At 64.9% G+C, this 23070-nt stretch carries 18 protein-coding genes; 14 read left to right on the forward strand and 4 right to left on the reverse strand.

The features are described 5' to 3' along the window. The first annotated feature begins 3 nt into the window (after window positions 1–3). Together ugpE and LRX75_RS03385 are read left to right on the forward strand one after the other, a co-directional pair. The gene (gene ugpE, locus LRX75_RS03380) at window positions 4–852 is read left to right on the forward strand and encodes a sn-glycerol-3-phosphate ABC transporter permease UgpE (protein WP_231811870.1); all 849 of its coding nucleotides are present in this window, start codon (window positions 4–6) and stop codon (window positions 850–852) included. Continuing rightward, window positions 852–1901 (forward strand): sn-glycerol-3-phosphate import ATP-binding protein UgpC, encoded by a 1050-nt coding sequence (locus LRX75_RS03385; RefSeq protein ID WP_231811872.1) that lies wholly within the window; start codon window positions 852–854, stop codon window positions 1899–1901. The genes ugpE and LRX75_RS03385 overlap by 1 nt, the downstream gene beginning before the upstream one ends. Before the next feature lie 6 nt (window positions 1902–1907). Here the strand turns inward: LRX75_RS03385 and LRX75_RS03390 are convergent, their stop codons facing one another. Beyond that, window positions 1908–2561 carry a GntR family transcriptional regulator gene (locus LRX75_RS03390; protein WP_231811874.1) on the reverse strand — a complete coding sequence of 218 codons (654 nt, stop codon included), beginning with the start codon at window positions 2559–2561 and terminating at the stop codon, window positions 1908–1910. A 452-nt stretch (window positions 2562–3013) separates the two neighbouring features. Here LRX75_RS03390 and LRX75_RS03395 point away from each other — a divergent pair, with 452 nt between their 5' ends. The 8 genes from LRX75_RS03395 (at window position 3014) to LRX75_RS03430 (ending at window position 14566) form a co-directional block, all read left to right on the forward strand. After that, entirely contained in the window at window positions 3014–4225 is a 1212-nt protein-coding gene (locus LRX75_RS03395) for an NRAMP family divalent metal transporter (protein ID WP_231811992.1), read from the forward strand. 22 nt (window positions 4226–4247) lie between these two features. Then, the gene (locus LRX75_RS03400; RefSeq protein WP_231811876.1) at window positions 4248–5015 is read left to right on the forward strand and encodes a LamB/YcsF family protein; all 768 of its coding nucleotides are present in this window, start codon (window positions 4248–4250) and stop codon (window positions 5013–5015) included. Between the two features lie 16 nt (window positions 5016–5031). Then, on the forward strand, window positions 5032–5838 hold the full coding sequence (locus LRX75_RS03405; RefSeq protein WP_231811878.1) for a putative hydro-lyase: 807 nt from the start codon (window positions 5032–5034) through the stop codon (window positions 5836–5838). Window positions 5839–5846: 8 nt separating this feature from the next. Then, window positions 5847–7451, forward strand: coding sequence for a 5-oxoprolinase subunit B/C family protein (locus tag LRX75_RS03410; protein ID WP_231811880.1), 1605 nt, complete (start codon window positions 5847–5849; stop codon window positions 7449–7451). A gap of 49 nt (window positions 7452–7500) precedes the next feature. Beyond that, entirely contained in the window at window positions 7501–9228 is a 1728-nt protein-coding gene (locus LRX75_RS03415) for an acetyl/propionyl/methylcrotonyl-CoA carboxylase subunit alpha (protein ID WP_231811882.1), read from the forward strand. A 218-nt stretch (window positions 9229–9446) separates the two neighbouring features. Beyond that, on the forward strand, window positions 9447–10052 hold the full coding sequence (locus tag LRX75_RS03420; RefSeq protein ID WP_231811884.1) for a TetR/AcrR family transcriptional regulator: 606 nt from the start codon (window positions 9447–9449) through the stop codon (window positions 10050–10052). Window positions 10053–10120: 68 nt separating this feature from the next. After that, the gene (locus tag LRX75_RS03425; protein WP_231811886.1) at window positions 10121–11263 is read left to right on the forward strand and encodes an efflux RND transporter periplasmic adaptor subunit; all 1143 of its coding nucleotides are present in this window, start codon (window positions 10121–10123) and stop codon (window positions 11261–11263) included. Between the two features lie 99 nt (window positions 11264–11362). Then, window positions 11363–14566 carry an efflux RND transporter permease subunit gene (locus LRX75_RS03430; RefSeq protein WP_231811994.1) on the forward strand — a complete coding sequence of 1068 codons (3204 nt, stop codon included), beginning with the start codon at window positions 11363–11365 and terminating at the stop codon, window positions 14564–14566. A 36-nt stretch (window positions 14567–14602) separates the two neighbouring features. On the opposite strand, the gene LRX75_RS03435 is transcribed toward LRX75_RS03430, so the two are convergent. Beyond that, the gene (locus LRX75_RS03435; protein WP_231811888.1) at window positions 14603–14986 is read right to left on the reverse strand and encodes a c-type cytochrome; all 384 of its coding nucleotides are present in this window, start codon (window positions 14984–14986) and stop codon (window positions 14603–14605) included. Window positions 14987–15155: 169 nt separating this feature from the next. Between LRX75_RS03435 and LRX75_RS03440 the strand changes: the two genes are divergently transcribed. Continuing rightward, the gene (locus tag LRX75_RS03440; protein ID WP_231811890.1) at window positions 15156–16052 is read left to right on the forward strand and encodes a PspA/IM30 family protein; all 897 of its coding nucleotides are present in this window, start codon (window positions 15156–15158) and stop codon (window positions 16050–16052) included. A gap of 65 nt (window positions 16053–16117) precedes the next feature. Here LRX75_RS03440 and LRX75_RS03445 read toward each other — a convergent pair whose 3' ends face one another. Then, complete coding sequence (locus LRX75_RS03445; RefSeq protein WP_231811892.1) at window positions 16118–17980, reverse strand: PAS domain-containing protein; 1863 nt, start codon at window positions 17978–17980, stop codon at window positions 16118–16120. 407 nt (window positions 17981–18387) lie between these two features. Between LRX75_RS03445 and repA the strand changes: the two genes are divergently transcribed. The 3 genes from repA to repC all read left to right on the forward strand — a co-directional run bounded on the left by repA (window position 18388) and on the right by repC (window position 22100). Next, entirely contained in the window at window positions 18388–19611 is a 1224-nt protein-coding gene (gene repA / locus LRX75_RS03450) for a plasmid partitioning protein RepA (RefSeq protein WP_231811894.1), read from the forward strand. Further along, window positions 19608–20654 carry a plasmid partitioning protein RepB gene (gene repB / locus LRX75_RS03455; RefSeq protein WP_231811896.1) on the forward strand — a complete coding sequence of 349 codons (1047 nt, stop codon included), beginning with the start codon at window positions 19608–19610 and terminating at the stop codon, window positions 20652–20654. The genes repA and repB overlap by 4 nt, the downstream gene beginning before the upstream one ends. 225 nt (window positions 20655–20879) lie before the next feature. Continuing rightward, window positions 20880–22100, forward strand: coding sequence for a plasmid replication protein RepC (repC, locus tag LRX75_RS03460; protein WP_231811897.1), 1221 nt, complete (start codon window positions 20880–20882; stop codon window positions 22098–22100). 43 nt (window positions 22101–22143) lie between these two features. On the opposite strand, the gene LRX75_RS03465 is transcribed toward repC, so the two are convergent. After that, window positions 22144–23055: a LysR family transcriptional regulator gene (locus LRX75_RS03465; protein WP_231811899.1), complete on the reverse strand. Its 912-nt coding sequence runs from the start codon at window positions 23053–23055 to the stop codon at window positions 22144–22146. Window positions 23056–23070 lie beyond the last annotated feature (15 nt).

The raw sequence follows: 23070 nt of genomic DNA on the forward strand, positions 1-23070 counted from the left end.
GAGATGATCGAAAAACGCCCCGTCGCCAATCTCGTCGGCCACTTTATCCTGATCCTCGGGATCATCGTCGTCGCCTTCCCGATCTATTACACGTTCATCGCCTCCACGGCGACGTCGGAGGCGATCATCCGGCCGCCCATGTCGCTGCTGCCCGGCGGTCATTTCGTCGAGAACTACACGCAGGCCATGACCGGCGGCGTCGAGCGCGTCGTCGGCGTCAGCCTGGAGCGGCTGCTGTTCAACTCCTTCGTCGTCGCCGTGGCGATCGCGGTCGGCAAGATCGTCATCTCGTTCCTGTCGGCCTTCGCCATCGTCTTCTTCCGCTTTCCGTTCCGCATGGCCTTCTTCTGGATGATCTTCGTCACCCTGATGCTGCCGGTCGAGGTCCGCATCCTGCCGACCTACAAGGTCATCGTCGATCTCGGCCTGATCGATACCTATGCCGGGCTGACCCTGCCGCTGATGGCCTCGGCGACGGCCACCTTCCTCTTCCGCCAGTTCTTCCTGACCATTCCCGGCGAGCTGGTGGAGGCCGCGCGTATCGACAATGCCGGCCCGTTCCGCTTCATGCGCGATATCCTGCTGCCGCTGTCGAGCACCAACATCGCCGCCCTGTTCGTCATCCTGTTCATCTACGGCTGGACGCAATATCTCTGGCCCCTGCTCGTCACCAATGACGCGAAGATGAACACCATCATCATCGGGCTGCGGCGCATGGTGGATTTCACCGATGCCTCGACGCCGTGGAACTATGTCATGGTCACGGCGATCCTCGCGATCATTCCCCCCATCCTCGTCGTGGTGCTCATGCAGCGCTGGTTCGTCAAAGGTCTCGTGGAGACGGAGAAATAATGGCCAACATCGTCCTCAACGACGTCCGCAAGAAATACGGCACGGTCGATGCCATCAAGGGCATCTCGCTCGATATCGCCGACGGCGAATTCCTCGTCCTCGTCGGCCCCTCGGGCTGCGGAAAATCGACGCTGCTGCGCATGATCGCTGGGCTCGAAAGCATCACCGGCGGCGAGATCTCCATCGGCGGCCGCGTCGTCAACACGCTGGAGCCGTCCGAGCGCGACATCGCCATGGTGTTCCAGAACTACGCGCTCTATCCGCATATGACGGTGCGCCAGAACCTCGCCTACGGCCTGAAGAACCGCAACACGCCGCAAGCCGAGATCGACCGGCGGATTTCGGAGGCCGCGACGGCGCTGGAGATCGAGACCTTTCTGGAGCGCAAGCCCCGCCAGCTGTCCGGCGGGCAGCGTCAGCGCGTCGCCATGGGCCGGGCCATCGTGCGCGAACCTGCTGCCTTCCTGTTCGACGAGCCGCTCTCCAACCTCGATGCCAAGCTGCGCGTGCAGATGCGCGTCGAGATCAAGCGGCTGCAGAAATCGCTGCAGACGACGAGCGTCTATGTCACGCACGACCAGATGGAGGCGATGACGCTCGCGGACCGGCTCGTCGTTCTGAACGGCGGCGTCATCGAGCAGGTGGGCACGCCGATCGAGCTCTACGAAAAGCCCGCGACCACCTTCGTCGCGACCTTCATCGGCTCGCCCTCCATGAACCTCCTGCCCGGTCTGTCAAGCGCTGCCTGGAGCCTCGCGCCGGATGCGGCCCTGCCGCGGGAAACCGCCACGCTCGGCATCCGTCCGGAGGACCTGCACCCGGCGGAGGGCCGCGAGACCGCGGCCGCGTTCCGGGCCGACGTGAAGGTCGCCGCCGTCGAGCTGGTCGGTGCGGAAAGCTATGTCCATGGCCATCTCGCCGATGGTCAGCCGATCATCTTTCGCGTCGCCGGGCGCTCCCGCATCCTCATGGACGATATCGTGCCCGTCGCCGCCAGCCGGCAGGCGCTGCATCTGTTCGACGCCGCCGGCCGCCGCACGGACGGCTGACCCGTCTCAGCCGATCCGGGAGAAGGCGGCGAGGACGGTTCGCTCCGACTGCGTCAGGTAGCCCTCCAGCATGGTTGCGGCCTCCTGCGGCCGGCCGGCTTCCAGATGTTCCAGAATGGCGGCGTTCAGATCCACATAGGGCGCGTGCAGAAGCTCGGGATCGGCCAGCAGGCCGAAGCTCAACCGCAGTTCGGCGGCGATCTGGGCATAGAAGGCGTTCAGCCGCTGGCTGTCGGCCAGCTCGACGATGGCGGCATGGAACACCATGTTCTGGCTGCCGACCAAGCCCCAGTGCTTTCCCGCGCGCGCGGTGCGCGCAGCTTCCACCGCGCTCCGCATGCGGGCGACGGCGGGGTGGTGCGGATAGGCCTTGGCCAGCGCCTGACATTCGATGATCCGCCGGACACGGTAGATATCGATGATCGAGGCCATGCTCGGCGTGGCGACGAACATGCCCCGATTGGGCTCGTGGCGCAGCAGGCCTTCCTTCGTCAGGAGCCGGAAGGCCTCCCGCAGCGAATTGCGCGACACGGAAAAATCCGTGCTGAGCGCCGCTTCCGACAACCTCTGCCCCGGCTTCAGCTCGCCGGCGATCACCCGACCCCGGATCTCCTCCGCCAGACGTGGCGCCAGCGCCGATATCGTGTCCTGTTCTGCCATCGAAAAACTCGGCCCCCCAAGCGCCCCTCCGTTCGGGCGCGCCAAGGCCGCAGCGATATCGCGGATCACGCGGGAGGGAAACCTCCCCATGACATTTGCGAGGCGCCTTGCCGTCGTTTTCGACCGCGTCCGGCAACAGGGTCCGGAATGCCGGCGGAAGCAGGCCGTCGTCCGGCCCCGGAATGCCGTTCTGGATCGCCTAAAAGATGCGCGAAAGCGCCGATTTTCTGCTCGTTCTCACAGCAGGCTGCCGCAGGTTTGAACAGACTGGTAGAACGATACATTAAAATCGTTGAACGATATTGACAGGATTGTGAAACAGGGAGACGCTGCCCGCATAACAACCGCCCACTGCCGGATGTGCAGCCGGCGCGGCCAACAAAGAGGGCAACATGGCAGATACATCGGCATCCCCCGCATCGACGTCCCAAGGCAGTCCAGCACCCGAACGCATGTCGGCCAAATCGCGCCGGGCAGCGCTCATCGCCGCCATCTTCCTGATGTCGATGTCGGCCGTCGGTCCCGGCTTCATCACCCAGACCGCGACCTTCACCGTCAAGCATGGCGCAGCCTTCGCGTTCGCCATCCTCGCCTCGGTCATCATCGATTTCGTCGTGCAGGCCAATGTCTGGCGGATCGTCACCGTGACGCGCATGCGCGCTCCGGCTATTGCCAATGCCGCCATTCCCGGTTCGGGCTATCTGCTCGCCGTCCTCGTCATCATCGGCGGCCTGTTCTTCAACATCGGCAATATCGGTGGCGCCGGCCTCGGCCTCAACGCCATGATCGATCTCGATCCGAAGATCGGCGGCGCCGCCGCGGCCATTGCCGCCATCGCCATCTTCCTGTCGCGCCGCGCCGGCGTCGCCATGGACCGCGTGGTGTACGTCGCCGCCTTCATCAAGCTGGCGCTGATCCTCTACGCGGCATTCGTGTCCGGTCCTCCGGTCGCACAGGCGCTTTACGAGACCGTGCTGCCATCCAACATCGACTTCTTCACCATCACCACCATCGTCGGCGGAACGGTCGGCGGCTACATCACCTATGCCGGCGCACACCGCCTGCTGGACAAGGGAACGGTCGGCGTCGAGAACATCGGCGCGGTCAACCGTGCGGCACTCAGCGGCATCGCGATCACCGGCGTCCTGCGCTACATCCTGTTCCTTGCCATCCTCGGTGTCGTGGCGAGCGGCGTCGTCATCGATCTCTCCGGCAAGGGCGCGAACCCGGCGGGCCAGGCGTTCCATGCCGCGGCCGGCGATATCGGCTACCGCCTGTTCGGCGCGGTCTTCCTCGCCTCCGCCATGACCAGCATCATCGGCGCGGCCTATACCTCGGTCTCGTTCCTCACCGCCTTCAAGCCGGACATGACAGAGCGGCAGCGCAACAATGCGACCGTCGGCTTCATCGCCTTCTCGCTCTTCGCCTACATGCTCATCACGACGCCGCCGGCCGCCATGCTGGTCTTCGTCGGCGGGCTCAACGGCCTGGTACTGCCCATCGGCCTGTCGATCTTCATGTATGCCGCCTGGAAGCGCGCCGACCTGATGCACGGCTATCACTACCCGCGCTGGCTGATCGGCCTCGGCGTGCTGACCTGCGGCCTGACGTGGTTTATGGCGTACAAGTCGGTCGGCGCGATCTTCGCGATGCTGACGGCCTGATCCGGGAAAGGGAGAGACGGACATGAAAGCCATCGATCTCAACAGCGACCTCGGCGAAAGCTACGGCGCCTGGGGCATGGGCGACGATACGGCGATGCTGGCCATCGTCTCCAGTGCCAACGTCGCCTGCGGCTTTCATGCCGGCGACCCCGCCGGCATCCTGAAAACCGTCAGGGCCGCCGCCGAGAAGAACGTCGCGATCGGTGCCCATGTCTCCTATCCCGACCGCGTCGGCTTCGGCCGGCGCGACATGGACGTGACCCCGGACGAGCTGATCGCCGATGTCATCTACCAGATCGGCGCGGTGAAGGGCATTGCCGCGGCCGCAGGCACCACGGTGCGCTACGTCAAGCCGCACGGTGCCCTCTACAACCGGATCGCCAACGATCCGAAACAGGGTCAGGCCGTCATCGACGGCATCAAGGCGGTCGATGCGTCGCTGGTGCTGATGGGCCTTGCCGGCACCCCGATCCTCGATCTTGCCCGGCGCGCCGGCCTTGCCGTCGTCGCCGAGGCGTTTGCCGATCGCGCCTACACGCCGGACGGCCAGCTCGTCTCCCGCCGCGAAGCGGGCGCCGTTCTGCACGATCCGCAAGCCATCGCACAGCGCATGGTCCAGCTCGCCCGCGACGGCACGCTCACGGCCATCGACGGCTCCACCATCCGCATTGCGGCCCAGTCGATCTGCGTCCACGGCGACAGCCCGGGTGCCGTGTCGATCGCCCGCGAAATCCGGCGCGCCTTCGAAGCGGACGGATTGCGCGTCGCGTCCTTCCTCGACAACCGATAATCGCAAGGGGACTGTCATGATCGCCATCGAGCATCTCCGCCATGTCGACGCCGCGCCTGCGCGAGCGGCACGCGAGCGGTATCGCGCCGGCAGCGTCGCGCCGACGTCCGGCGTCGCACCCGGCTTCACACAGGCCAACATGATCGTCCTGCCGCGCGACTGGGCGTTCGACTTTCTGCTTTACGCCCAGCGCAACCCGAAGGCTTGCCCGGTTCTCGACGTGTCGGACCCCGGTTCCCACGCGACGCTGCTCGCACCCGGCGCCGATCTGCGCACCGACCTGCCGCTCTACCGCATCTGGCGGGAGGGAAAGCTGGCCGAAGAGACCGCCGATGCCCGGGCCGCCTGGGCCGAACATCCCGATCTCGTAAGCTTCCTCATCGGCTGCAGCTTCACCTTCGAGACGCCGATGGCCGAAGCCGGCATCGAGATCCGCCACATCACCGACGGGTCCAACGTGCCGATGTACCTGACCGACAGGCCCTGCCGCCCGGCCGGGCGCCTGCACGGCAATCTCGTCGTGTCCATGCGCCCCATCGCGCCCGGCCGCGTGGCGGACGCAGCGACCATTTCCGGTCGTTTTCCGGCTGTCCACGGCGCCCCCGTCCATATCGGCGCGCCCGACGAGATCGGTATCGCCGATCTCGGGAAGCCGGACTTCGGCGATGCGGTGCGGATCGAGCCGGGCGAAGTGCCCGTCTTCTGGGCCTGTGGCGTCACCCCGCAGGCCGCCGTCATGGCATCCGGCGTCCCCTTTGCCATCACCCACGCGCCGGGGCACATGTTCATCACCGACATTCCGGATTCGGCCTACCACGCCTGAGGTTCACGATGCGCTTTCTCCCCGTCAGCCTGACCACACTGCTCGTCGAGCTTGCCGACCTCCAGGAAACGCTGGCGCTGTTCGCCTCGCTGGAGGTCGATCCGGTGCCCGGCATTGCCGACATGGTGCCGGCTGCGCGCACGCTGATGATCCGCTTTCATGCCGGCGCGACGACGCCGGAGGCCCTGGCGCGCGAGGTGGCGACGCGCGACCTGTCCGCGCGGATCGCGCCGTCCGACAAGCTGGTCGAGATCCCCGTGCGCTATGACGGCGAGGATCTCGCCGACGTCGCGGCCCTCACCGGCCTGTCGGTCGAGGAGGTCGTGCGCCGGCATGTGGAGAGCGAGTTCACTGTGGCCTTCTGCGGCTTTGCGCCCGGCTTCGGCTACCTCGTGGGCGGAGACCCCGCCTTGCAGGTGCCGCGCCGCCAGAGCCCGCGCACCCGCATCCCGGCGGGCGCCGTGGCGCTCGCCGGCGCCTTCAGCGGCGTCTATCCGCAGGAAAGTCCCGGCGGCTGGCAGATCATCGGCGTGACGCCGGAGAAGATGTGGGACCTCTCCCGCGATCCGCCGGCCCTCTTTCAGCCGGGATACCGGGTGCGCTTCTACGATCTGGCAAAGCGCGCCGCCGCCGCCGCCGCCGCCGCACCGGTCTCACCGGCAACCGGCGTCGCACCGGCGCAGGCATCGGGCGGCGTCTCCTTCACCGTTCTGGCCGCCCCCATGCCCGCTCTGTTTCAGGATGCAGGCCGCTTCGGCCAGACCGGTCAGGGCGTCTCCTCGGCGGGCGCGCTCGACCAGGGTGCGTTCCATGCGGCCAACCGCATCGTCGGCAACCCGCCGGGTGCCACCTGTCTCGAGATCACGCTTGGCGGCTTCTCGGTCGCAGCGTCCGGCCGCACGGTCATCGGCGTCACCGGCGCGCCCTGCCCCCTCGAGATCCGCGATGCCCAGGGCCGCGTCGAGAAAGCCGAAACCTACCGGCCGATATCGCTCGAGCCCGGCGATGTCGTCACGCTGGGTCAGGCCCCGAAAGGCATGCGCAGCTATCTCGCCGTGCGCGGCGGCTTCGATGTCGCACCCGTTCTCGGCAGCACCTCCACCGACACGCTGGCCGTGGTCGGGCCCGATCCCGTCACCAAGGGTGCCGTGCTCGAAGTCCATTCCGAGGCCCACGGCCTGACGGCCGTATCGCTCGCGGAGACGCCGGCCTTCGCGCATCCCGGTGCCGACGACATCGTGACGCTGGACGTCGTCATGGGGCCGCGCAGCGACTGGTTCACGCAGGCGGGCCTCGACACGCTGTCGTCCCAGCTTTTCCGGATGACGCCGCAATCCAACAGGGTCGGCATCCGCCTTGCCGGCGACATCCCGCTGGAACGCAGGGACAAGGCGGAACTGCCGAGCGAAGGCACGGCGACCGGCGCGATACAGGTGCCGCACAGCGGCCAGCCGGTGCTGTTCCTGGCCGACCACCCGCTGACGGGCGGCTACCCCGTCATCGCGACGGTCGCAGACTATCACCTCGATCTCGCCGGACAGATCCCGGTCAACGCTCACATCCGTTTCCGGCCGATCGCGCCGTTCGCAGACATCGTGCCGGCCAAGGCCTGATGCGCCTGTTTGTGCAACGGGCAAGGCCCACCTCAGAGGGAGGATTGTCATGAAAAAAGTTCTGATCGCCAACCGTGGCGAAATCGCCGTCCGGATCATCCGCGCCTGCCGCGACTACGGCGTCGGCTCCGTCGCCGTCTATGCCGATTGCGATATCGATGCGCTGCATGTGCGTCTCGCAGACGAGGCCTATGGCCTCGACGGCGATCGCCCTGCCGACAGCTATCTCGACATCGACAAGCTGATCGCGATCGCCGAGCGCTCGGGCGCGGACGCCGTGCATCCGGGCTACGGCTTCCTCTCGGAACGCGCCGAGTTCGCGCGCGCCGTTCAGCAGGCCGGCCTCATCTGGATCGGCCCCGATCCGGCGGTCATCGAGGCGCTGGGCGACAAGGTCGAGGCGCGGCGCATTGCGACCAGCGTCGGCGCGCCGCTCGTGGCCGGCAGCGACGGCCCGGTGGAAACCGCGGCCGAGGTCATCGCCTTTGCCGATGCGCACGGTCTTCCGGTCGCGATCAAGGCAGCCCATGGCGGCGGCGGGCGCGGGCTCAAGGTCGCCTGGAAACGCGAGGAGATCGCCGATCTCTACGACTCCGCCGTGCGCGAAGCGACCGCCGCCTTCGGACGCGGCGAATGTTTTCTGGAGCGCTTCCTCGACCGGCCGCGCCACATCGAGGCGCAGGTGCTCGCCGACCGCCACGGCCATGTCGTCGTGCTCGGCACCCGCGACTGCTCGCTTCAGCGCCGCAACCAGAAACTGGTCGAAGAGGCCCCGGCCCCCTTCCTCAGCGAGGCGCAGCGCGCCGAGATCCACCAGTCTGCGGCCAAGATCTGCAAGGCTGCCGGCTATACCGGTGCGGGCACCGTCGAGTTCCTGCTGGGTGTCGATGGCACGATCTCGTTTCTGGAGGTCAACACGCGCCTGCAGGTCGAGCATCCGGTGACGGAGGAGACGACCGGCATCGACCTCGTCGTCGAACAGCTGCGGATCGCCGACGGCCTGCCCCTTGCATTTACCGAAACGCCGGAGCCGCGGGGCCATTCGATCGAGTTCCGCATCAACGCGGAAGACCCCGGCCGCGGCTTTCTGCCGACCCCGGGCGTCATCACCCTGTTCGACGCGCCCTCCGGCCCCGGCATCCGTCTCGACAGCGGCGTCGTCACGGGCTCGACCGTGCCCGGCACCTTCGATTCCCTGACGTCGAAGCTGATCGTGACCGGCGCCACGCGCGAGCAGGCGCTGGCGCGCGCCCGGCGGGCACTGGCGGAGTTCCGCATCGAAGGCATCGCGACCGTCCTCCCCTTCCATCGCGCCGCCATCGATACCGCCGACTTCCGGGGCGACGACGGTTTCAAGGTGCATACCCGCTGGATCGAAACGGATTTCGCCGCCCTTCCCGCCGCCCCCCGCCCTCTCCCGCCTGTACCGGCGGGGCTGGTCCGCACGCAGATCGAGATCGACGGCCGCCTTCACGCCGTCGGCCTGCCCATGACGCTGCTGGCAAGCTTCGGCCCGGGCATCGGCGCGACCGGAGGCAGCCCGGCGACGGCACCGGCCGAAACCGACCTCGCAACCGTCGCCGCCCCGATCTCCGGAACCTTGCAGGTGTGGAAGGCCGCCGACGGCGCGCAAGTCGAGGAGGGCGAGTTGATCGCCGTTCTCGAGGCCATGAAGATGGAAACCCAGGTCACCGCCCATCGCGCGGGCCGTCTGCGGATCACCGTCGAACAGGGTACGTATCTGAACGCCGGCACCGCCATCGGCTCGATCGACTGACCACGCCCGTTGATGGCCTTCGGACGGCGGTGAGACACGCGCGCCTTCGCCGTACCTCCACGCCGTCACGGTTCATCGACGGGCAACATCGACGCCTCCATTGTTGACGGAACCGCCCGCGGTGCCCGGCGCGCGATCGCGCTGAGGCTTGACGGTTGCGGAATTATGTCTTACGACTGACGAAATACAAAATTCGTCAGTCGTAAGGTTTCACCAACATGAGCACGGAAACGATCGAGATCGACAGCGCGCGGCAGGAGACCGTCATGCGCATTCTCGATGCCGCCGAGAAGCTATTCCGGCATTACGGCTATGGCAAAACCAACGTCGCCGACATCGCCCGCGAGCTCGGCATGTCCACGGCCAATATCTATCGCTTCTTCGCGTCGAAAGTGGAAATCCATCAGGCGCTCTGCAGTCGCATGCTGGGGGCCAGCTACGATCTGGCCCAGCGCATCGCCGCCCTGCCGCTGAGCGCCGGCGAGCGGCTGCGCCGCTACACGCTCGAACAGTTTGGCCTCACGGTGGACACGATGCTGGACGAGGAGAAGGTCCATGAAATGGTCGTCGTGGCCATCGAGCGGGACTGGCATGTCATCGAACGCCACATCGACCGCGTCAACGATCTGATCACGCAGATCATCGCCGAAGGCATCGCAGCCGGCGAATTCCGCAATCAGGACCCGCTCGTCGCCGCGAAGTGCTTCAGCGCCGCCACCGTGACGCTCTGTCATCCGCAGATGGTCGCGCAATGCGCCGCCAAGGAAAATCGCGCCCAGCCGGAAGATCTGGTCGATTTCGCCATCCAGGCGCTGAAAGCATGAGCACTACTCAGGACCACGCCGCCGCGGAACACCCGACCGCGCGCGCCACACGCAACAGGATTACGGCCATGTCGAAACCATTCGCCCCCGCAGCCCGCCCCGCGGCCTTGATCGCTCTGTTCGCAGCGACGGGTCTGCTTCTTGCGGGATGTTCCGAGGAGAAGGCGGAGGTGAAGCCGGAGGTCGTGCGGCCGGTGCGGGTGATGACGGTCGCACAGAACCAGACCAGCCGGACGCTGGACTATTCCGGCTCGGTCCGCGCCCGCACCGAAACCGCCCTGGGCTTCCGCGTGGCCGGCAAGGTGACGGAGCGCCTCGTGGATATCGGCGACCACGTCCGGAAGGGCGAGATCCTCGCCCGCCTCGACACGACGGATTACGCCCTCTCCGTGCGCGCGGCCGAAGCCAATCTCTCGGCCGCCGAACGGCAAGTCGAGACCGCGCAGCTCTCGCGCAAGCGCGCAGAGGACCTGTTTGCAGCGCAGGTCGCGCCCAAGTCGCAGCTGGAACAGGCGCAGCTGAGCTACAATCAGGCGGTTTCCACCCGCGATTCCGCGCGCTCGGCGCTTGAGCAGGCGCAAAATCAGGTGTCCTACGGCGCCCTGCCGGCCGACCGCGACGGCATCGTCACGGCGGTCAGCGCCGAGGTCGGACAGGTGGTTGCGGCGGGAACGCCGGTCCTGACCGTTGCGGCCGATGGCGAGAAGGAGGTTCTGGTCGGCGTGCCCGAGACGGACATCTTCGCCTTCACGCCGGGCAAGACGGTCGACGTCACCCTGTGGTCAAGCGCCGGCCTGACGCTGCCGGGCAAGGTCCGCGAGGTCGCCGGCAGCGCCGATGCCCGTTCGCGCACCTTCGCGGTCCGCGTCAGCCTGCCGGAAAACGAGCGCGTCCGCCTCGGCATGACCGCATCCGTAACGGCGACACAGGAAAACGGCCCTGCCCTCGTCTCCGTTCCGTTGAGCACGCTCGCCAAGGACGGCGAGCGGACGCTCGTCTGGATGGTGGATGCGCAGAAGGAAACGGTGCATGCACGACCGGTCTCGGTCGCCGATTACAGTGGCGTTTCCGTCCGCATCGCCGATGGGCTGAAACCGGGCGATATCGTGGTGACGGCCGGCACGCAGTTCATGCGCGAGGATCTGAAGGTGAAACTGCCCGACGACGCATTCCCCCATCAGGCCCGTGCCGAGGCATCGGCCACCCGCTAATCGCCTTCGCACGACCGCATCGAGCCTCACACACCCAGCCGAAACGCCTGGCCTCGCCTCCCCCTGCGCGCTGGCAACCGACAACGGAACGACGTCATGATGTCCAAAGGTCCCTTCTCCGGCCCGAAGAACGGCTCCCCGAGCGTTTCCGACGACCCGCTTTCGTCCGGTGCGACCGGTCGCCAACGGTTCAATCTCTCGCGCTGGGCCATCGGCCATCCGAGCATCGCCCGCTTCCTGTTCGGGCTGATCATCCTCTCCGGCGTGTTCGGCCTGATGAACATGGGCCAGAAGGAAGACCCGGATTTCACCTTCCGCGTCATGGTCATCCAGGCCCTGTGGCCCGGCGCTTCGATCGAGGACATGCAGGACCAGGTGGTCAACAAGATCGAGCGCAAGCTGCAGGAAACCCCGCATCTCGACTTCGTGCGCTCCTACAGCCGTGCGGGCAGCACCATCATCACGCTGCAGGTGAAGGGTGACACGAATGCCCAGCAGGTTGCCGACGCGTTCTATCAGGTGCGCAAGAAGGTCGGCGACATCCGCTCCGAACTGCCGTCCGGCATCGTCGGCCCCTTCTTCAACGACGAGTTCGGCGACACCTTCATCACGCTTCATGCCCTGATGGGCAATGGCTACAGCTTTCCCGAGCTGAAGAGCTACGCCATCAAGGCGCGCGACATGCTTCTCTCCACGCCGGGCGTCGAGAAGGCCGTCATCATCGGCGACCAGCCGGAAAAGATCTTCATCGACGTCTCGTCCAAGGCGCTGGCCGAACGCGGGCTGACGCTGAACGACCTGCGGGATACGCTGGCGGGACAAAACGCGATCGATCCGGCCGGAAACGTCGATACCGGCGACCGCTCCGTGCGCATTTCCGTCGAGGGCGACGTTCGCAAGGTTGAGGATATCCAGAACCTGCGCCTGCGGTCCGGCGATCAGGTCACGCGTCTGGGCGATATCGCCACGGTGACGTCGGGTCTGGAGGACCCCTTCGCCCGCAAGTACCGCGTCAACGGGCAGGACAGCGTTCAGCTGGGCGTGGTCATGGCCAAGGGCTTCAACGTCATCGACGTCGGCAAGGCCGTGGAGGCGACCTATGCGCGCTTCGAGTCGTCGCTGCCCTACGGCGTCGAGATCGAGCAGATTTCCAACCAGCCGGAGGTCGTGAACGAGGCCGTCGGAGAGTTCATGAAGGCGCTGGCGGAAGCCCTGATCATCGTCCTCGTGGTGTCGTTCCTCTCCATCGGCTGGCGCTCGGGCCTGGTCATCGCCATCGCCATTCCGCTTGTCCTCGCCGCCACCTTTGCCATCATGTACGAGATCGGCATCGATCTGCAGCGCATCTCGCTGGGCGCCCTCATCATTGCCCTCGGGCTGCTGGTGGACGACGCCATGATCGTCGTCGAGCTGATGGAACGCAAGCTGGACGAGGGGCTCGTCAAGATCGAGGCGGCAAGCTTCGCCTATTCCTCGACCGCCTTTCCCATGCTGACGGGCACGCTGATCACCACGGCAGGCTTCATTCCTGTCGGGTTTGCCGCCTCGACGGCCGGCGAATACGTCCGTTCGCTCTTCTATGTCGTCGGCATCGCGCTGGTGGTGTCCTGGTTCGTGGCGGTCTATTTCACGCCCTGGCTCGGCTACATGATCCTCAAGCAGCGAAGCCACGCCGGCGGGCATCACGACGTCTTCGATACGCGGTTCTACCGGCGCCTGCGCGCCACCGTCGGCTGGAGCGTCCGCCATCGCCTGATCGTCATCGCGCTCACGCTCGGCACCTTCGTGACAAGCCTGTGGGCGTTCCAGTTCATCCCGCAGAACTTCTTTCCGCAATCCTCCCGCCCGGAAATCATGGTCGATCTCTGGCTGCCGGAAGGCACGAGCATCAAGGATGTCGAGGCCCAGACAAAAGCGCTGGAAGCCCGCATCATGGACGATCCGGACAAGCGGTTCGTGGCAAGCTATATCGGGGAAGGTGCGCCACGCTTCTTCCTGCCGCTCGACCAGCAGCTGCGCAATCCGAACTTCGCCCAGCTCCTCGTCATGGCCAAGGACGAGCCGGCGCGCGAACGCCTGATCCTGAAGCTGCGCGACATTCTGGCCAGCGACTTCCCCGCAATCCGCTCCAAGGTCGACCGTCTGTTCCTCGGCCCACCGACCGGATGGCCCGTTCAGATGCGCGTCAGCGGCTCGGACCGGGCCGAGGTGCGCCGCATCGCGGACGAGGTGAAGGCGCGGTTCCAGAACAATCCGATGCTGGGTGCCGTGCATGACGACTGGCTGGAGCCCGTGCCCGCCATGCGCCTGATCGTCGATCAGGATCGCGCCCGCGCCCTTGGCGTCACCTCCCAGCGCATCCGCCAGATGTTGCAGACGACCACGAATGGCGCACCGCTCGGCGATTTCCGCGACGGCGAGGAAACCATTTCCATCGTCGCGCGCGAACCGGACGAGAACCGGAAACTGCTGTCGGCCGTGAACTCCGTCTATATCCCGACCGATTTCGGCGGCTTCATCCCGCTCTCGCAGATCGCCAAGGTCGTGCCGGTGCTTGAACAGGGCGTCGTCTGGCGGCGCGACCGGCTGCCCACCATCACCGTGCGCGGCACCCTGCCCGACGGCGTGCAGCCGAACGATGCGGTGATGCAGATGTATGCCGGCATGCAGGATCTGCGCGACGGCCTTGCGCCCGGCTACAAGGTGGAGATCCAGGGCGGTGCCGAGGATGCGGCGGAAAGCCAGGCCTCGATCGCGGCCAAGGCGCCGATCATGCTGATGATCATCGTCATCCTGCTGATGATCCAGCTGCAGCACTTCGGCAAGGCCATGCTGGTGCTCGCAACGGGCCCGCTCGGCATCATCGGCGCCAGCGCGGCGCTGCTGATCAGCGGCGCGCCCTTCGGCTTCGTCGCCATTCTCGGCGTCATCGCGCTGCTCGGTATCATCATCCGAAACTCGATCATCCTGATCGACCAGATCGATCAGGACATCGCGGCGGGCGTGAACCGGACGGATGCGATCATCGGCGGTGCCGTGCTGCGTTTCCGGCCGATCATGCTGACGGCGCTGACGGCGGTTCTCGCGCTGATCCCGATCTCGCGCGGTGTGTTCTGGGGCCCCCTCGCTTACGCCATGATGGGCGGGATCCTCGTCGCGACGGTTCTGACCATCTTCGTGCTGCCGGCCGCCTATGCCCTGTTCTTCGGCCGCGATCCGAAGCAGGCCAGGCCGGCCCCCGACGACACGGCCGAAGAAAGCCCGGACGATCACAAGGACATGCCCGCCCTTGCGGCGGAGTGACGAAGCAAACGCGGCGGCCTGGAGCGGCCGCGTTCGTCAGGGAAAGGTCTTCAGATAGGCGATGACGTCGCGGATCTCCGCCTCGCTCCACAGGCCCCAGAAGCGCATGGTCGTGCCCGGCACCTTCTTCTTCGGGCTATAGAGAAAGGCGGCCAGCGTCTCGTCGTCCCAGACGAGACCTGCGCCACCGGCCTCCGTCATCGCCTGCGAATACCGGAACTCCGGCACCGTGCCCGCCTTTCGCCCGAAGACGCCCTTCAGGTACGGGCCATACTTGTTCGTCTCGGCATCCGGCACGTGACAGGAGGCACAGGTCTGGAAGATCCGGCGGCCGTGATCGATGTCCTCGGCATGCGCGGCAGACGCCGCGATCAGGCACAGTGCGGACAGAAAAAGCCTGCCGGATCGAAAAGTGCGCATACCGTCACTCCGGGTCGCTGGATGGTGTCGATCGCGCCGACCTGCGTCTCCGGCACGGTCAAAAACGCAACATAGCTTCATGTTTTTCTAATGTCTGGAACTTGTTGCGAAATCTTGCGTTCTCAGACCGCTCGCACGTATGCGATATGATCTAAAGGACCCGATCATCATGACAATCCCAGCTTCTTCCTATCGTCCGACCGAAACCGTCTACGGTGGCGTGCCTTCAGTCACTGCGTCATTGCACAAAGTATCCTGGGGTTCCATCTTCGCCGGCGTTGCGCTCGCTCTCGCCGTCCAGTTTCTCCTCAATCTCCTCGGCGTCGGCATCGGCGCTGCCGTGATCGATCCGGCACAATACGATAATCCCGAGGCCAGCACGTTCTCGATCGCCGGTGGCGCCTGGTTCGTGGTCTCCGGCATCATCGCCTCCTTTGTCGGCGGCTATGTCGCAAGCCGTCTCTCGGGCCGCGCGAGCAAGTCCACCGGTGGCTATCATGGCGTGACCGCCTGGGCCGTGACCGCCCTCGTCGTTCTCTATCTCCTGACCACCTCGGTCGGCGCGATCGTCGGCGGTGCCTTCAGCGGCATCTCGAGCGTTGTCGGTGGTGTCGGCCGCACGGCCGCCACGGCGGCCACCACGGCAGCGCCGGCTCTTGCCGACGTCACCAACCCGATGGCCGGCATCGAGCAGCAGATCCGCAACACCACGGGCAATGACCCGCAGGCCCTGCAGAACGCCGCCGTCTCCGCTATCCAGGCCGTCGTGACCGGTGACGAAGCCAGCGCCGAAGAAGCCCGCACCCGTGCCGCCGAAGCTCTGGCCCGCGCCCAGAACATTCCGGTCGATCAGGCTCGCACGCAGGTTCAGCAGTACGAGCAGACCTATCGCCAGAATATGGAAGCTGCCAAGCAGAAGACCATCGAAGCCGCACAGACCGCAACCGCTGCCGTCTCCACCGGCGCGATCCTCGGCTTCATCGCTCTCGTTCTCGGCGCGATTGCGGCCTGGTTCGGCGGCGTTGCCGGCACCAAGCGCGATCTGGACGACGTCCGCACCGTCTAAATCCGGCTAACGATATCCAGACATGGAGGCCGCCAGACGACTGTCTGGCGGCTTTTCCGCGTCCGCTACCCGCCGACCTCGACCGGAAAGCGCGACACGAGCGTGCAAACGAGTCCACCCGGGACATAGTCGAGCTTCACCTGCCCCCTGAAATCGGCCGCCAGAACGCGCGTGATCAGCCGGGAGCCGAACCCCGACCGGGTCGGCTCGACGACGGGCGGACCGTTCTTCTCCTCCCACCGCAGCGCGAAGGCCTGCGCCGCAGAACCATTGGCGTTCTGATCCCAGCGGATCGCGATCTTCCCGCTCGGAGACGAGAGCGCACCGTATTTCGCGGCATTGGTGGCAAGCTCATGCATGGCAAGGGCGAGCGACAGCGTCTGTTTCGGCGAGAGCGGGAGGTCGGGACCGGAAATATCGAACTGCGCTGCACCGGCGCGATGCGGTGCGAGGGCCGTTTCGATGACCTCGCGAATGCTGCCCTTCTCCTGCGCCTCCCCCATCAGAAGATCGTGCGCATGCGCCAGTGTGTGGAGGCGGGCATTGAAGATGTCGCGCTGCTTCACGATCGCTTCGCCCTTCAGCGTCTGGGAGGCGATGGCACTGACCATGGCGAGCGTGTTCTTGATCCGGTGCTGCAGCTCGCCATTCAACAGGGCATACTGGCTCTCGGCATCCTTGATGGCTGTGATATCGCGGACGGTGCCGACGAGACGCGTGTCATCCGCACCTTCCACGACGCGGGCTCTCGCATGAATCCAGCGCTCCGGCCTGTTCTCGCCGGACAGAACCCGATATTCGACATCGAGATGTCCTTCGCCGAGCGGATCCATGGCCTGCTCGACGGCGCGGCCGATCGCGGGTCGATCATCCGGATGCACGCGGCTGACGAAGGTTTCGAAGGAGGGCTGCTGATCGGCCGGGCGGCCGAGCAGGAACGACGTCCGCGCATCCTCCGACGTCGAGACGACGCGTCCATGCACCAGAACGGCCTCCCAGACGCCCATTTCAGCCGAGTCGAGCGCCAGCTGCAGCTGCAATTCCCTGCGGCGCAGCGCGATTTCGGCGCGCTTCAGGTCGGTCACGTCATGCCCTTCGATGAAGAGGCCGGTCACCCGGCCTTGACGGTCGCGAACAGGCTGGATGACGAAGTTGAGAAAGACATCCTCCTCCCCTTCCCCCTCGACGCGCGTCAGCCGGATCAACGCGCCGCGACCCGTCAGCGCCTCGCCCGTGGCGTAGACGCGATCGAGAAGCGTGAGGACCTGCTGGCGCTCGAGCTCCGGGAGAACGGACCGAAACGGACGACCGACCATCGCGCGCGGGCCGATGAGGTGCGAGAAGGCGGTGTTGGCGATCGTGACGACGTGATGCGGCCCCTCCAGCGTGCAGAGAAAGCTCGGTGCGCTCTCGAACAGGCGGCGCATGGTGTCGGCCTCCCGCAGGGCCGCATTCCGAAGGTCGATCGCCAGCTGTTTCGCCTCTTCCCGGGCAAGCTTCGACTCCGTGATATCCCTGGAGATCGACAGGAGATGCGTCGGCTTGCCGTCGGGGCCGGGAACGGGGAGGACCTGCACATCCCAGTATCGCGGATTGCCCTTCAAAGTGACCGCGGAGCCGGAAAACCGTGCGGCAATGCCCGCCTTTGCCGAAAGGATCGCGGCTTTGGCAACCTCGTTCCCCTCCCCTTGCCAGAAATCCGGCCAGGGGCAGCCTTGGACGCGGCTGAAGTCGTCCACCTCCATGACCCGCTTGCCGCCATCGCTCATGAACTGGAGATGCCCGTCGAGATCGAGGATCTTGATGCAGTCTCCGGAGCCGGAGAACACGGCCGCGAGGAGATCGGCATTGCCGACGAGGGCCGGGTCGGCAGCGGCGAGTTCGCGGTTCATCTGGAGGACGGCGGGAGAGACGGTCGCGTGGCTCATCGATATCATGTCCATTGCATAGGAAGCTCGGCGAGAAAGGCGTTCAGGTCGACAGCGTCGTTTTATGTTAGCTACCATGAAATGGATATGGGGGACGCCTGGATTCTCACCGCTCAGAATCGGGCAGCGACCGGGCGCGATTCTCACGACGACCGGGCACACCCCGAAACCGCGCCGTCCGCGGCCTTCCTTCGCGGCATGATCAAGGCGGAACGAGGGCAGAGGCGCATTTCACCGCGTTTCACGTTAACGCGTTGTTAACGATAGACTATCGCCGATGGCATCGGAGGTTTTCCTTAGCCGGCGTGGAGGCGATCTCGCTATTTTGCTGGACGCCGCGCGAGAATCGTGGCGTAGCTTAGCGATGAATGGCCGCTAAAACGCATGCTGGCCGACAAGAGGGATAAATGGCGCTAAGAGATGACCTGCGGCGGGACACCGCCGGGCAAGAAGATGCCGCCGCGAAGATCATGCGGCACGCCGGAATGCTGTCCAACCAGCTGCAGCAGTTGCGCGCACGCATGTATCCGCCGAAGGCCGAGAAGAACCTGCGTTTCTTTCTGACCAACGAGGTCTCCAAGCTCACATCCATTCCCGATTCGACGCTGAAGCTGCTGTCGATCGAAGGCCGCGGTCCGGTGCCGAGCCGTCTCGAAAACAACCATCGCGCCTATACCTTGAACCAGATCAACGAGTTGCGCAATTTCTTCGCGGAGCAAAAGCCCGCAGAGGCACAGCGCTTCCTGCCGCATCGGCGCGGGAGAGAGCATCTGCAGGTCCTCGCGATCTCGAACTTCAAGGGCGGAAGCGCCAAGACGACGACCAGCGTGCATCTCGCCCATTTTCTGGCGCTGCACGGCTACCGCGTTCTGGCGATCGATCTCGACCCCCAGGCGTCGCTGTCCGCCATGTTCGGCGCGCAGCCCGAAGTGGATGTCGGTCCGAACGAAACGATCTATGCGGCGCTGCGCTACGACGAGCAGCGCCGGCCGATCCGCGACATCATCCGCAAAACCTATTTCGACGGGATCGACCTCATTCCGGGCAATCTCGAGGTCATGGAATACGAGCACGATACGCCCCGCGTGCTGGCGCAGCGCGGTGGCGGTACGGGCGGGATCTTCTTCGAGCGGCTGAAAATGGCGCTTCTTGAAGTCGAGGCCGATTACGACGTCGTCGTCCTCGATACGCCGCCGTCGCTCGGCTTTCTCACGCTCGGCGCCATCTATGCCGCGACAGGCATGATCGTGACGGTGCATCCGGCCATGCTGGATGTCGCGTCCATGAGCCAGTTTCTCCTGATGATGGGCGATTTGATCCAGGTTCTCAACGAAAACGGTGCCGAGCTGAACCAAGATTTCTTCCGCTACCTGATCACGCGGCACGACCCGAACGACCAGCCGCAATCACAGGTCGTCGCGATGCTCCGGCATCTTTTCGGATCGGACGTTCTGCTTGCGACCGCCGTGGAAAGCACGGCGGTGGAAGCGGCCGGGCTTGCGAAACGCAGTCTCTACGAGCTTGAAATCGGGCAGGTGGGGCGCGACACGCATCGACGCGCGCGCGAGGCGATGGATGCCGTCAACGAGAGCATTCTGGAGCTCGTCCGCGACAGTTGGGGCAGGACATGAGCAAGACGAAAAAATCCATCATCGCCAATTTCGGTCTTCTCTCCGCGGCCGTCGATGCCGATCCGCGACCGATCGAGCAAGCGACCGGCGCACCACCGCCGGCGACGCCTGCCCTGCCGCGCGTCGGCGCCGGCGTCATCGGGGCGGCGCAGCGCTCGATCGGCGAGCTGCGGGACGAGCGTGACCGCCTGAAGGCGCTTGTCGAGTCGGGCTCCGGCGCGAGCCTGGAACTCGAAGCGGCCCTCATCGACCCCTCTCCCTTTCCCGATCGCCTAGCCGACGACAATGATGCCGATTTTGCGGCTTTCAAAGCGACCTTCGAGGCCGAAGGCCAAAAGATTCCGATACAGGTCCGGCCGCATCCGGACCATATCGGCCGGTATCAGGTGATCTACGGGCACCGTCGTCTTAAGGCGGCTAAGGAACTCGGTCTGCCGGTGCGCGCGCTGGTGGTGGAAATGTCGGATCGGGACCTCGTCGTCTCGCAAGGCATCGAGAATGCAGCGCGTCAGGACCTCACCTGGATCGAACGCGCGCTCTTTGCTGCCCGGATGGACGAGGCGCAGATCAAGCCGCGCGACATCAAGGCGGCGCTCGCCATCGACGACGCGGAGCTTGCCCGCATGCGGGGTGTCTATCGGGCCGTGCCGCTGGATGTCATCGAAGCGATCGGGCGGGCCCCGAAGGTCGGCCGTCCGCGTTGGGGCGATTTTGCAAAGCTCTTCTCGGCCGCGCACGATGCGTCGGCAATCCTGAGCAAGACACTTCAGGGCGACGGCAAATCTGCGGCGGGCTCGGACGATCGTTTTCGGCTGGCTCTCGCCGCGCTGAAGGCCCCGAAATCACGCCCGGACGATACCGAGGCTGATATTCTGGCTCTCCGGGACCCGGACGGGCAGGATATCGCCCGGGTGAAGGTATCGTCGAAAGAATTACGCATTGTCCATGTCGGACCGAAAGGCGCTGCCTTTTCCGCTTTTCTGCAGGCTGAAATGCCGCGATTGGTGGAGAAATTCGAGCGCCGGGATGACGCGGACGACTAAAAACCCTGTCAAATGACAGGGTTTCCCCGTTTTAGGGGCCCATGAAACGATGAACAGGAAAGGATGCTGTATCGGTTAAACGAAAGGCCCCCAAGCGGCGGACCACCTGAGAGCCTTTGTTGTCTTGTAGCAGAGAAACGAATAGCTCCCTTCGAATCACTTGTCAACGTGAGAACGCCGCTTTGGTGACCGGAATCGTTTGCCCTACGCTTGGAGGCAACGAAAATGGACACGGATTTTGTGACGACGCCCTTTGGGCGGCGGCCGATGACGCCTGCCATGCTCACGGGACAGAGCAAGGCACGCGACGTCGACGCAACGCAGTCGATCGATAAATGGAAGCTCTACCGCGCACTGTGCGAAGCGCGGGGGCGCCTTGGCATTTCGGACCGCACATTGGCGTTGCTCAACGCCCTTCTCTCTTTCTACCCGAAGACGGAACTCTCCTCCGAGACCGGCCTCGTCGTATTTCCGTCCAACCAGCAGCTTTCCCTCCGCGCGAATGGCATGGCCGAGCAGACCATTCGCCGACACCTCGCGCTGCTCGTGAATGCGGGGCTGATTGCCCGCAAGGACAGCGCCAACGGCAAGCGTTACAGCCGTCGTCACGGTGATGGCGCGGTTCGTGAAGCCTTCGGTTTCTCGCTTGCACCACTGCTCGCGCGTTCGTGCGAAATCGAAGCGATGGCCCGCGATGTCATCGCCGAGCGCATCCATCTGCAAAATGTGCGCGAAAGCCTCACCATCTGCCGCCGGGATATCGCCAAGTTTATCGCGATGGCCGAGACCGAAAAGGCTCCGGGCGCGTGGCGGGACCATTACGCGACCTTTCGCGACATCATCGACGGCATTCCGCGCAACCCCGATATCGCGATCGTGACGGCGGCCCTGCACGACCTTCGCGCGCTTCGCGGTCTCATCATCAACATGCTGGAAAATTGGAGAGATTCACAAAATCCGAGCGCCAATCCCTCCCAGAATGAGCGGCACATACAGAAATCAGAATCCCATTCTTCCTTTGATTCTGAACCGGAACCCACATCGAACATCGCGGATCATCGTGGGGAGGAGAGTGCAGCGGTCTCGACACGGGAACCAGCTGTAACGCTCTCCCTCGTTCTGACCGTCTGCCCGGCGATCGCGGACTATGCGCCAGCTCAAGCCATTCGCGATTGGCGGGATTTAGCGGCGGCGGCGAATGTCGTCGGTCGGATGTTCGGCATCAGCCCATCGGCCTATCAAGCGGCCTGCGCGACCATGGGCATCATTCCCACCGCCGTTGCCGTCAGCTGCATTCTCGAGCGTAGTGAGCATATCCAATCACCAGGAGGCTATCTGAGGCACCTCACCCGGCAATCTCAGGCCGGCTCGTTTTCGGCGGCTCAAATGTTGATGGGGCTGATGAAGACGCGGGGTGAGACCGAAACCACCCGAGTGCGGCATTGATATGCGATGGCGGCGTTTCGAGCCTCATACCCGGCGATGGACCTCAAACCCTGTCAGCTGGCAAGGTTTGCATGAGCTTGGCGAGCCAATCGACAAAGACGCGGACCTTGTTGCTCAAGTGCCGGCGCTGCGGATAGACGATGTAGAGCGGAACCGGTTCGACCGTCCAGCCGGGCAGGACCTCGATGAGGGCACCACGTTCGAGAGCGCCATTGATCATGAAACCGGGTGCGACCGCGATGCCGAGACCGCCGATTGCAGCGTTCACATAAGAGCGGGCATCATTGACGGAAAGAATGTAGTTCGGAATGACCTCGGCTCTTCGGGCGCCATGTGTGAACGCCAGGTCGAGAACGCGGCCGGATTGCGCCATCAGATAGCCCACGGCGACATGATCGCGCGCAAGATCCTCGGGCTCGCCCGGCACACCGTACTTCTCGATGTAAAACGGGGCGGCACACGCTTTCATAGACATCTCGCCGACCTTGCGTGCAATGAGCGTCTGGTCGGTCGGCGTACCGCCGCGAAGGGCGCAATCGACATTCTCCGCGACGTAATCGACAAGCCTGTCTCCAACACCGATATCGAGTTTGATCTGCGGATAACGCTGGTAGAAGTCGCACAGGGCAGGGATGACGATAAGATCGGCAAAAGCGCCAGCCATTTCGACCCGCAGTCGTCCGCTCGGTTGGGATTGGGAATTGCTCAGGCTGTTGTCGAGTTCATCCAACTCGGACAGGATCTGGATCGCACGCTCGTAGTAAAGAGCGCCGTCGGTCGTCACGATCACCCGCCGCGTCGTACGGTTCAAAAGCGTCGTCTTCAGGCGCGCCTCAAGGCTTTGCACGAGGTTGGTCACCGTTGTCTTGGGCATTCCCAATGTCGCGGCAGCGCGGGTGAAATTGCCGGTTTCCACGACACGGACGAAAACACGCATGGCGGAAAGCTGATCCATCCGGCCTATCCCTAC

It is taken from the genome of Rhizobium quercicola (genome assembly GCF_021168455.1).
Taxonomy (GTDB): Bacteria; Pseudomonadota; Alphaproteobacteria; order Rhizobiales; family Rhizobiaceae; genus Ferranicluibacter; species Ferranicluibacter quercicola.

Coding starts and splice junctions, on each gene's coding strand:
- ugpE (WP_231811870.1), top strand. CDS start 4: ATGATCGAAAAACGCCCCGTCGCCAATCTCGTCGGCCACTTTATCCTG.
- LRX75_RS03385 (WP_231811872.1), top strand. CDS start 852: ATGGCCAACATCGTCCTCAACGACGTCCGCAAGAAATACGGCACGGTC.
- LRX75_RS03390 (WP_231811874.1), bottom strand. CDS start 2,561: ATGGCAGAACAGGACACGATATCGGCGCTGGCGCCACGTCTGGCGGAG.
- LRX75_RS03395 (WP_231811992.1), top strand. CDS start 3,014: ATGTCGGCCAAATCGCGCCGGGCAGCGCTCATCGCCGCCATCTTCCTG.
- LRX75_RS03400 (WP_231811876.1), top strand. CDS start 4,248: ATGAAAGCCATCGATCTCAACAGCGACCTCGGCGAAAGCTACGGCGCC.
- LRX75_RS03405 (WP_231811878.1), top strand. CDS start 5,032: ATGATCGCCATCGAGCATCTCCGCCATGTCGACGCCGCGCCTGCGCGA.
- LRX75_RS03410 (WP_231811880.1), top strand. CDS start 5,847: ATGCGCTTTCTCCCCGTCAGCCTGACCACACTGCTCGTCGAGCTTGCC.
- LRX75_RS03415 (WP_231811882.1), top strand. CDS start 7,501: ATGAAAAAAGTTCTGATCGCCAACCGTGGCGAAATCGCCGTCCGGATC.
- LRX75_RS03420 (WP_231811884.1), top strand. CDS start 9,447: ATGAGCACGGAAACGATCGAGATCGACAGCGCGCGGCAGGAGACCGTC.
- LRX75_RS03425 (WP_231811886.1), top strand. CDS start 10,121: ATGTCGAAACCATTCGCCCCCGCAGCCCGCCCCGCGGCCTTGATCGCT.
- LRX75_RS03430 (WP_231811994.1), top strand. CDS start 11,363: ATGTCCAAAGGTCCCTTCTCCGGCCCGAAGAACGGCTCCCCGAGCGTT.
- LRX75_RS03435 (WP_231811888.1), bottom strand. CDS start 14,986: ATGCGCACTTTTCGATCCGGCAGGCTTTTTCTGTCCGCACTGTGCCTG.
- LRX75_RS03440 (WP_231811890.1), top strand. CDS start 15,156: ATGACAATCCCAGCTTCTTCCTATCGTCCGACCGAAACCGTCTACGGT.
- LRX75_RS03445 (WP_231811892.1), bottom strand. CDS start 17,980: ATGAGCCACGCGACCGTCTCTCCCGCCGTCCTCCAGATGAACCGCGAA.
- repA (WP_231811894.1), top strand. CDS start 18,388: ATGGCGCTAAGAGATGACCTGCGGCGGGACACCGCCGGGCAAGAAGAT.
- repB (WP_231811896.1), top strand. CDS start 19,608: ATGAGCAAGACGAAAAAATCCATCATCGCCAATTTCGGTCTTCTCTCC.
- repC (WP_231811897.1), top strand. CDS start 20,880: ATGGACACGGATTTTGTGACGACGCCCTTTGGGCGGCGGCCGATGACG.
- LRX75_RS03465 (WP_231811899.1), bottom strand. CDS start 23,055: ATGGATCAGCTTTCCGCCATGCGTGTTTTCGTCCGTGTCGTGGAAACC.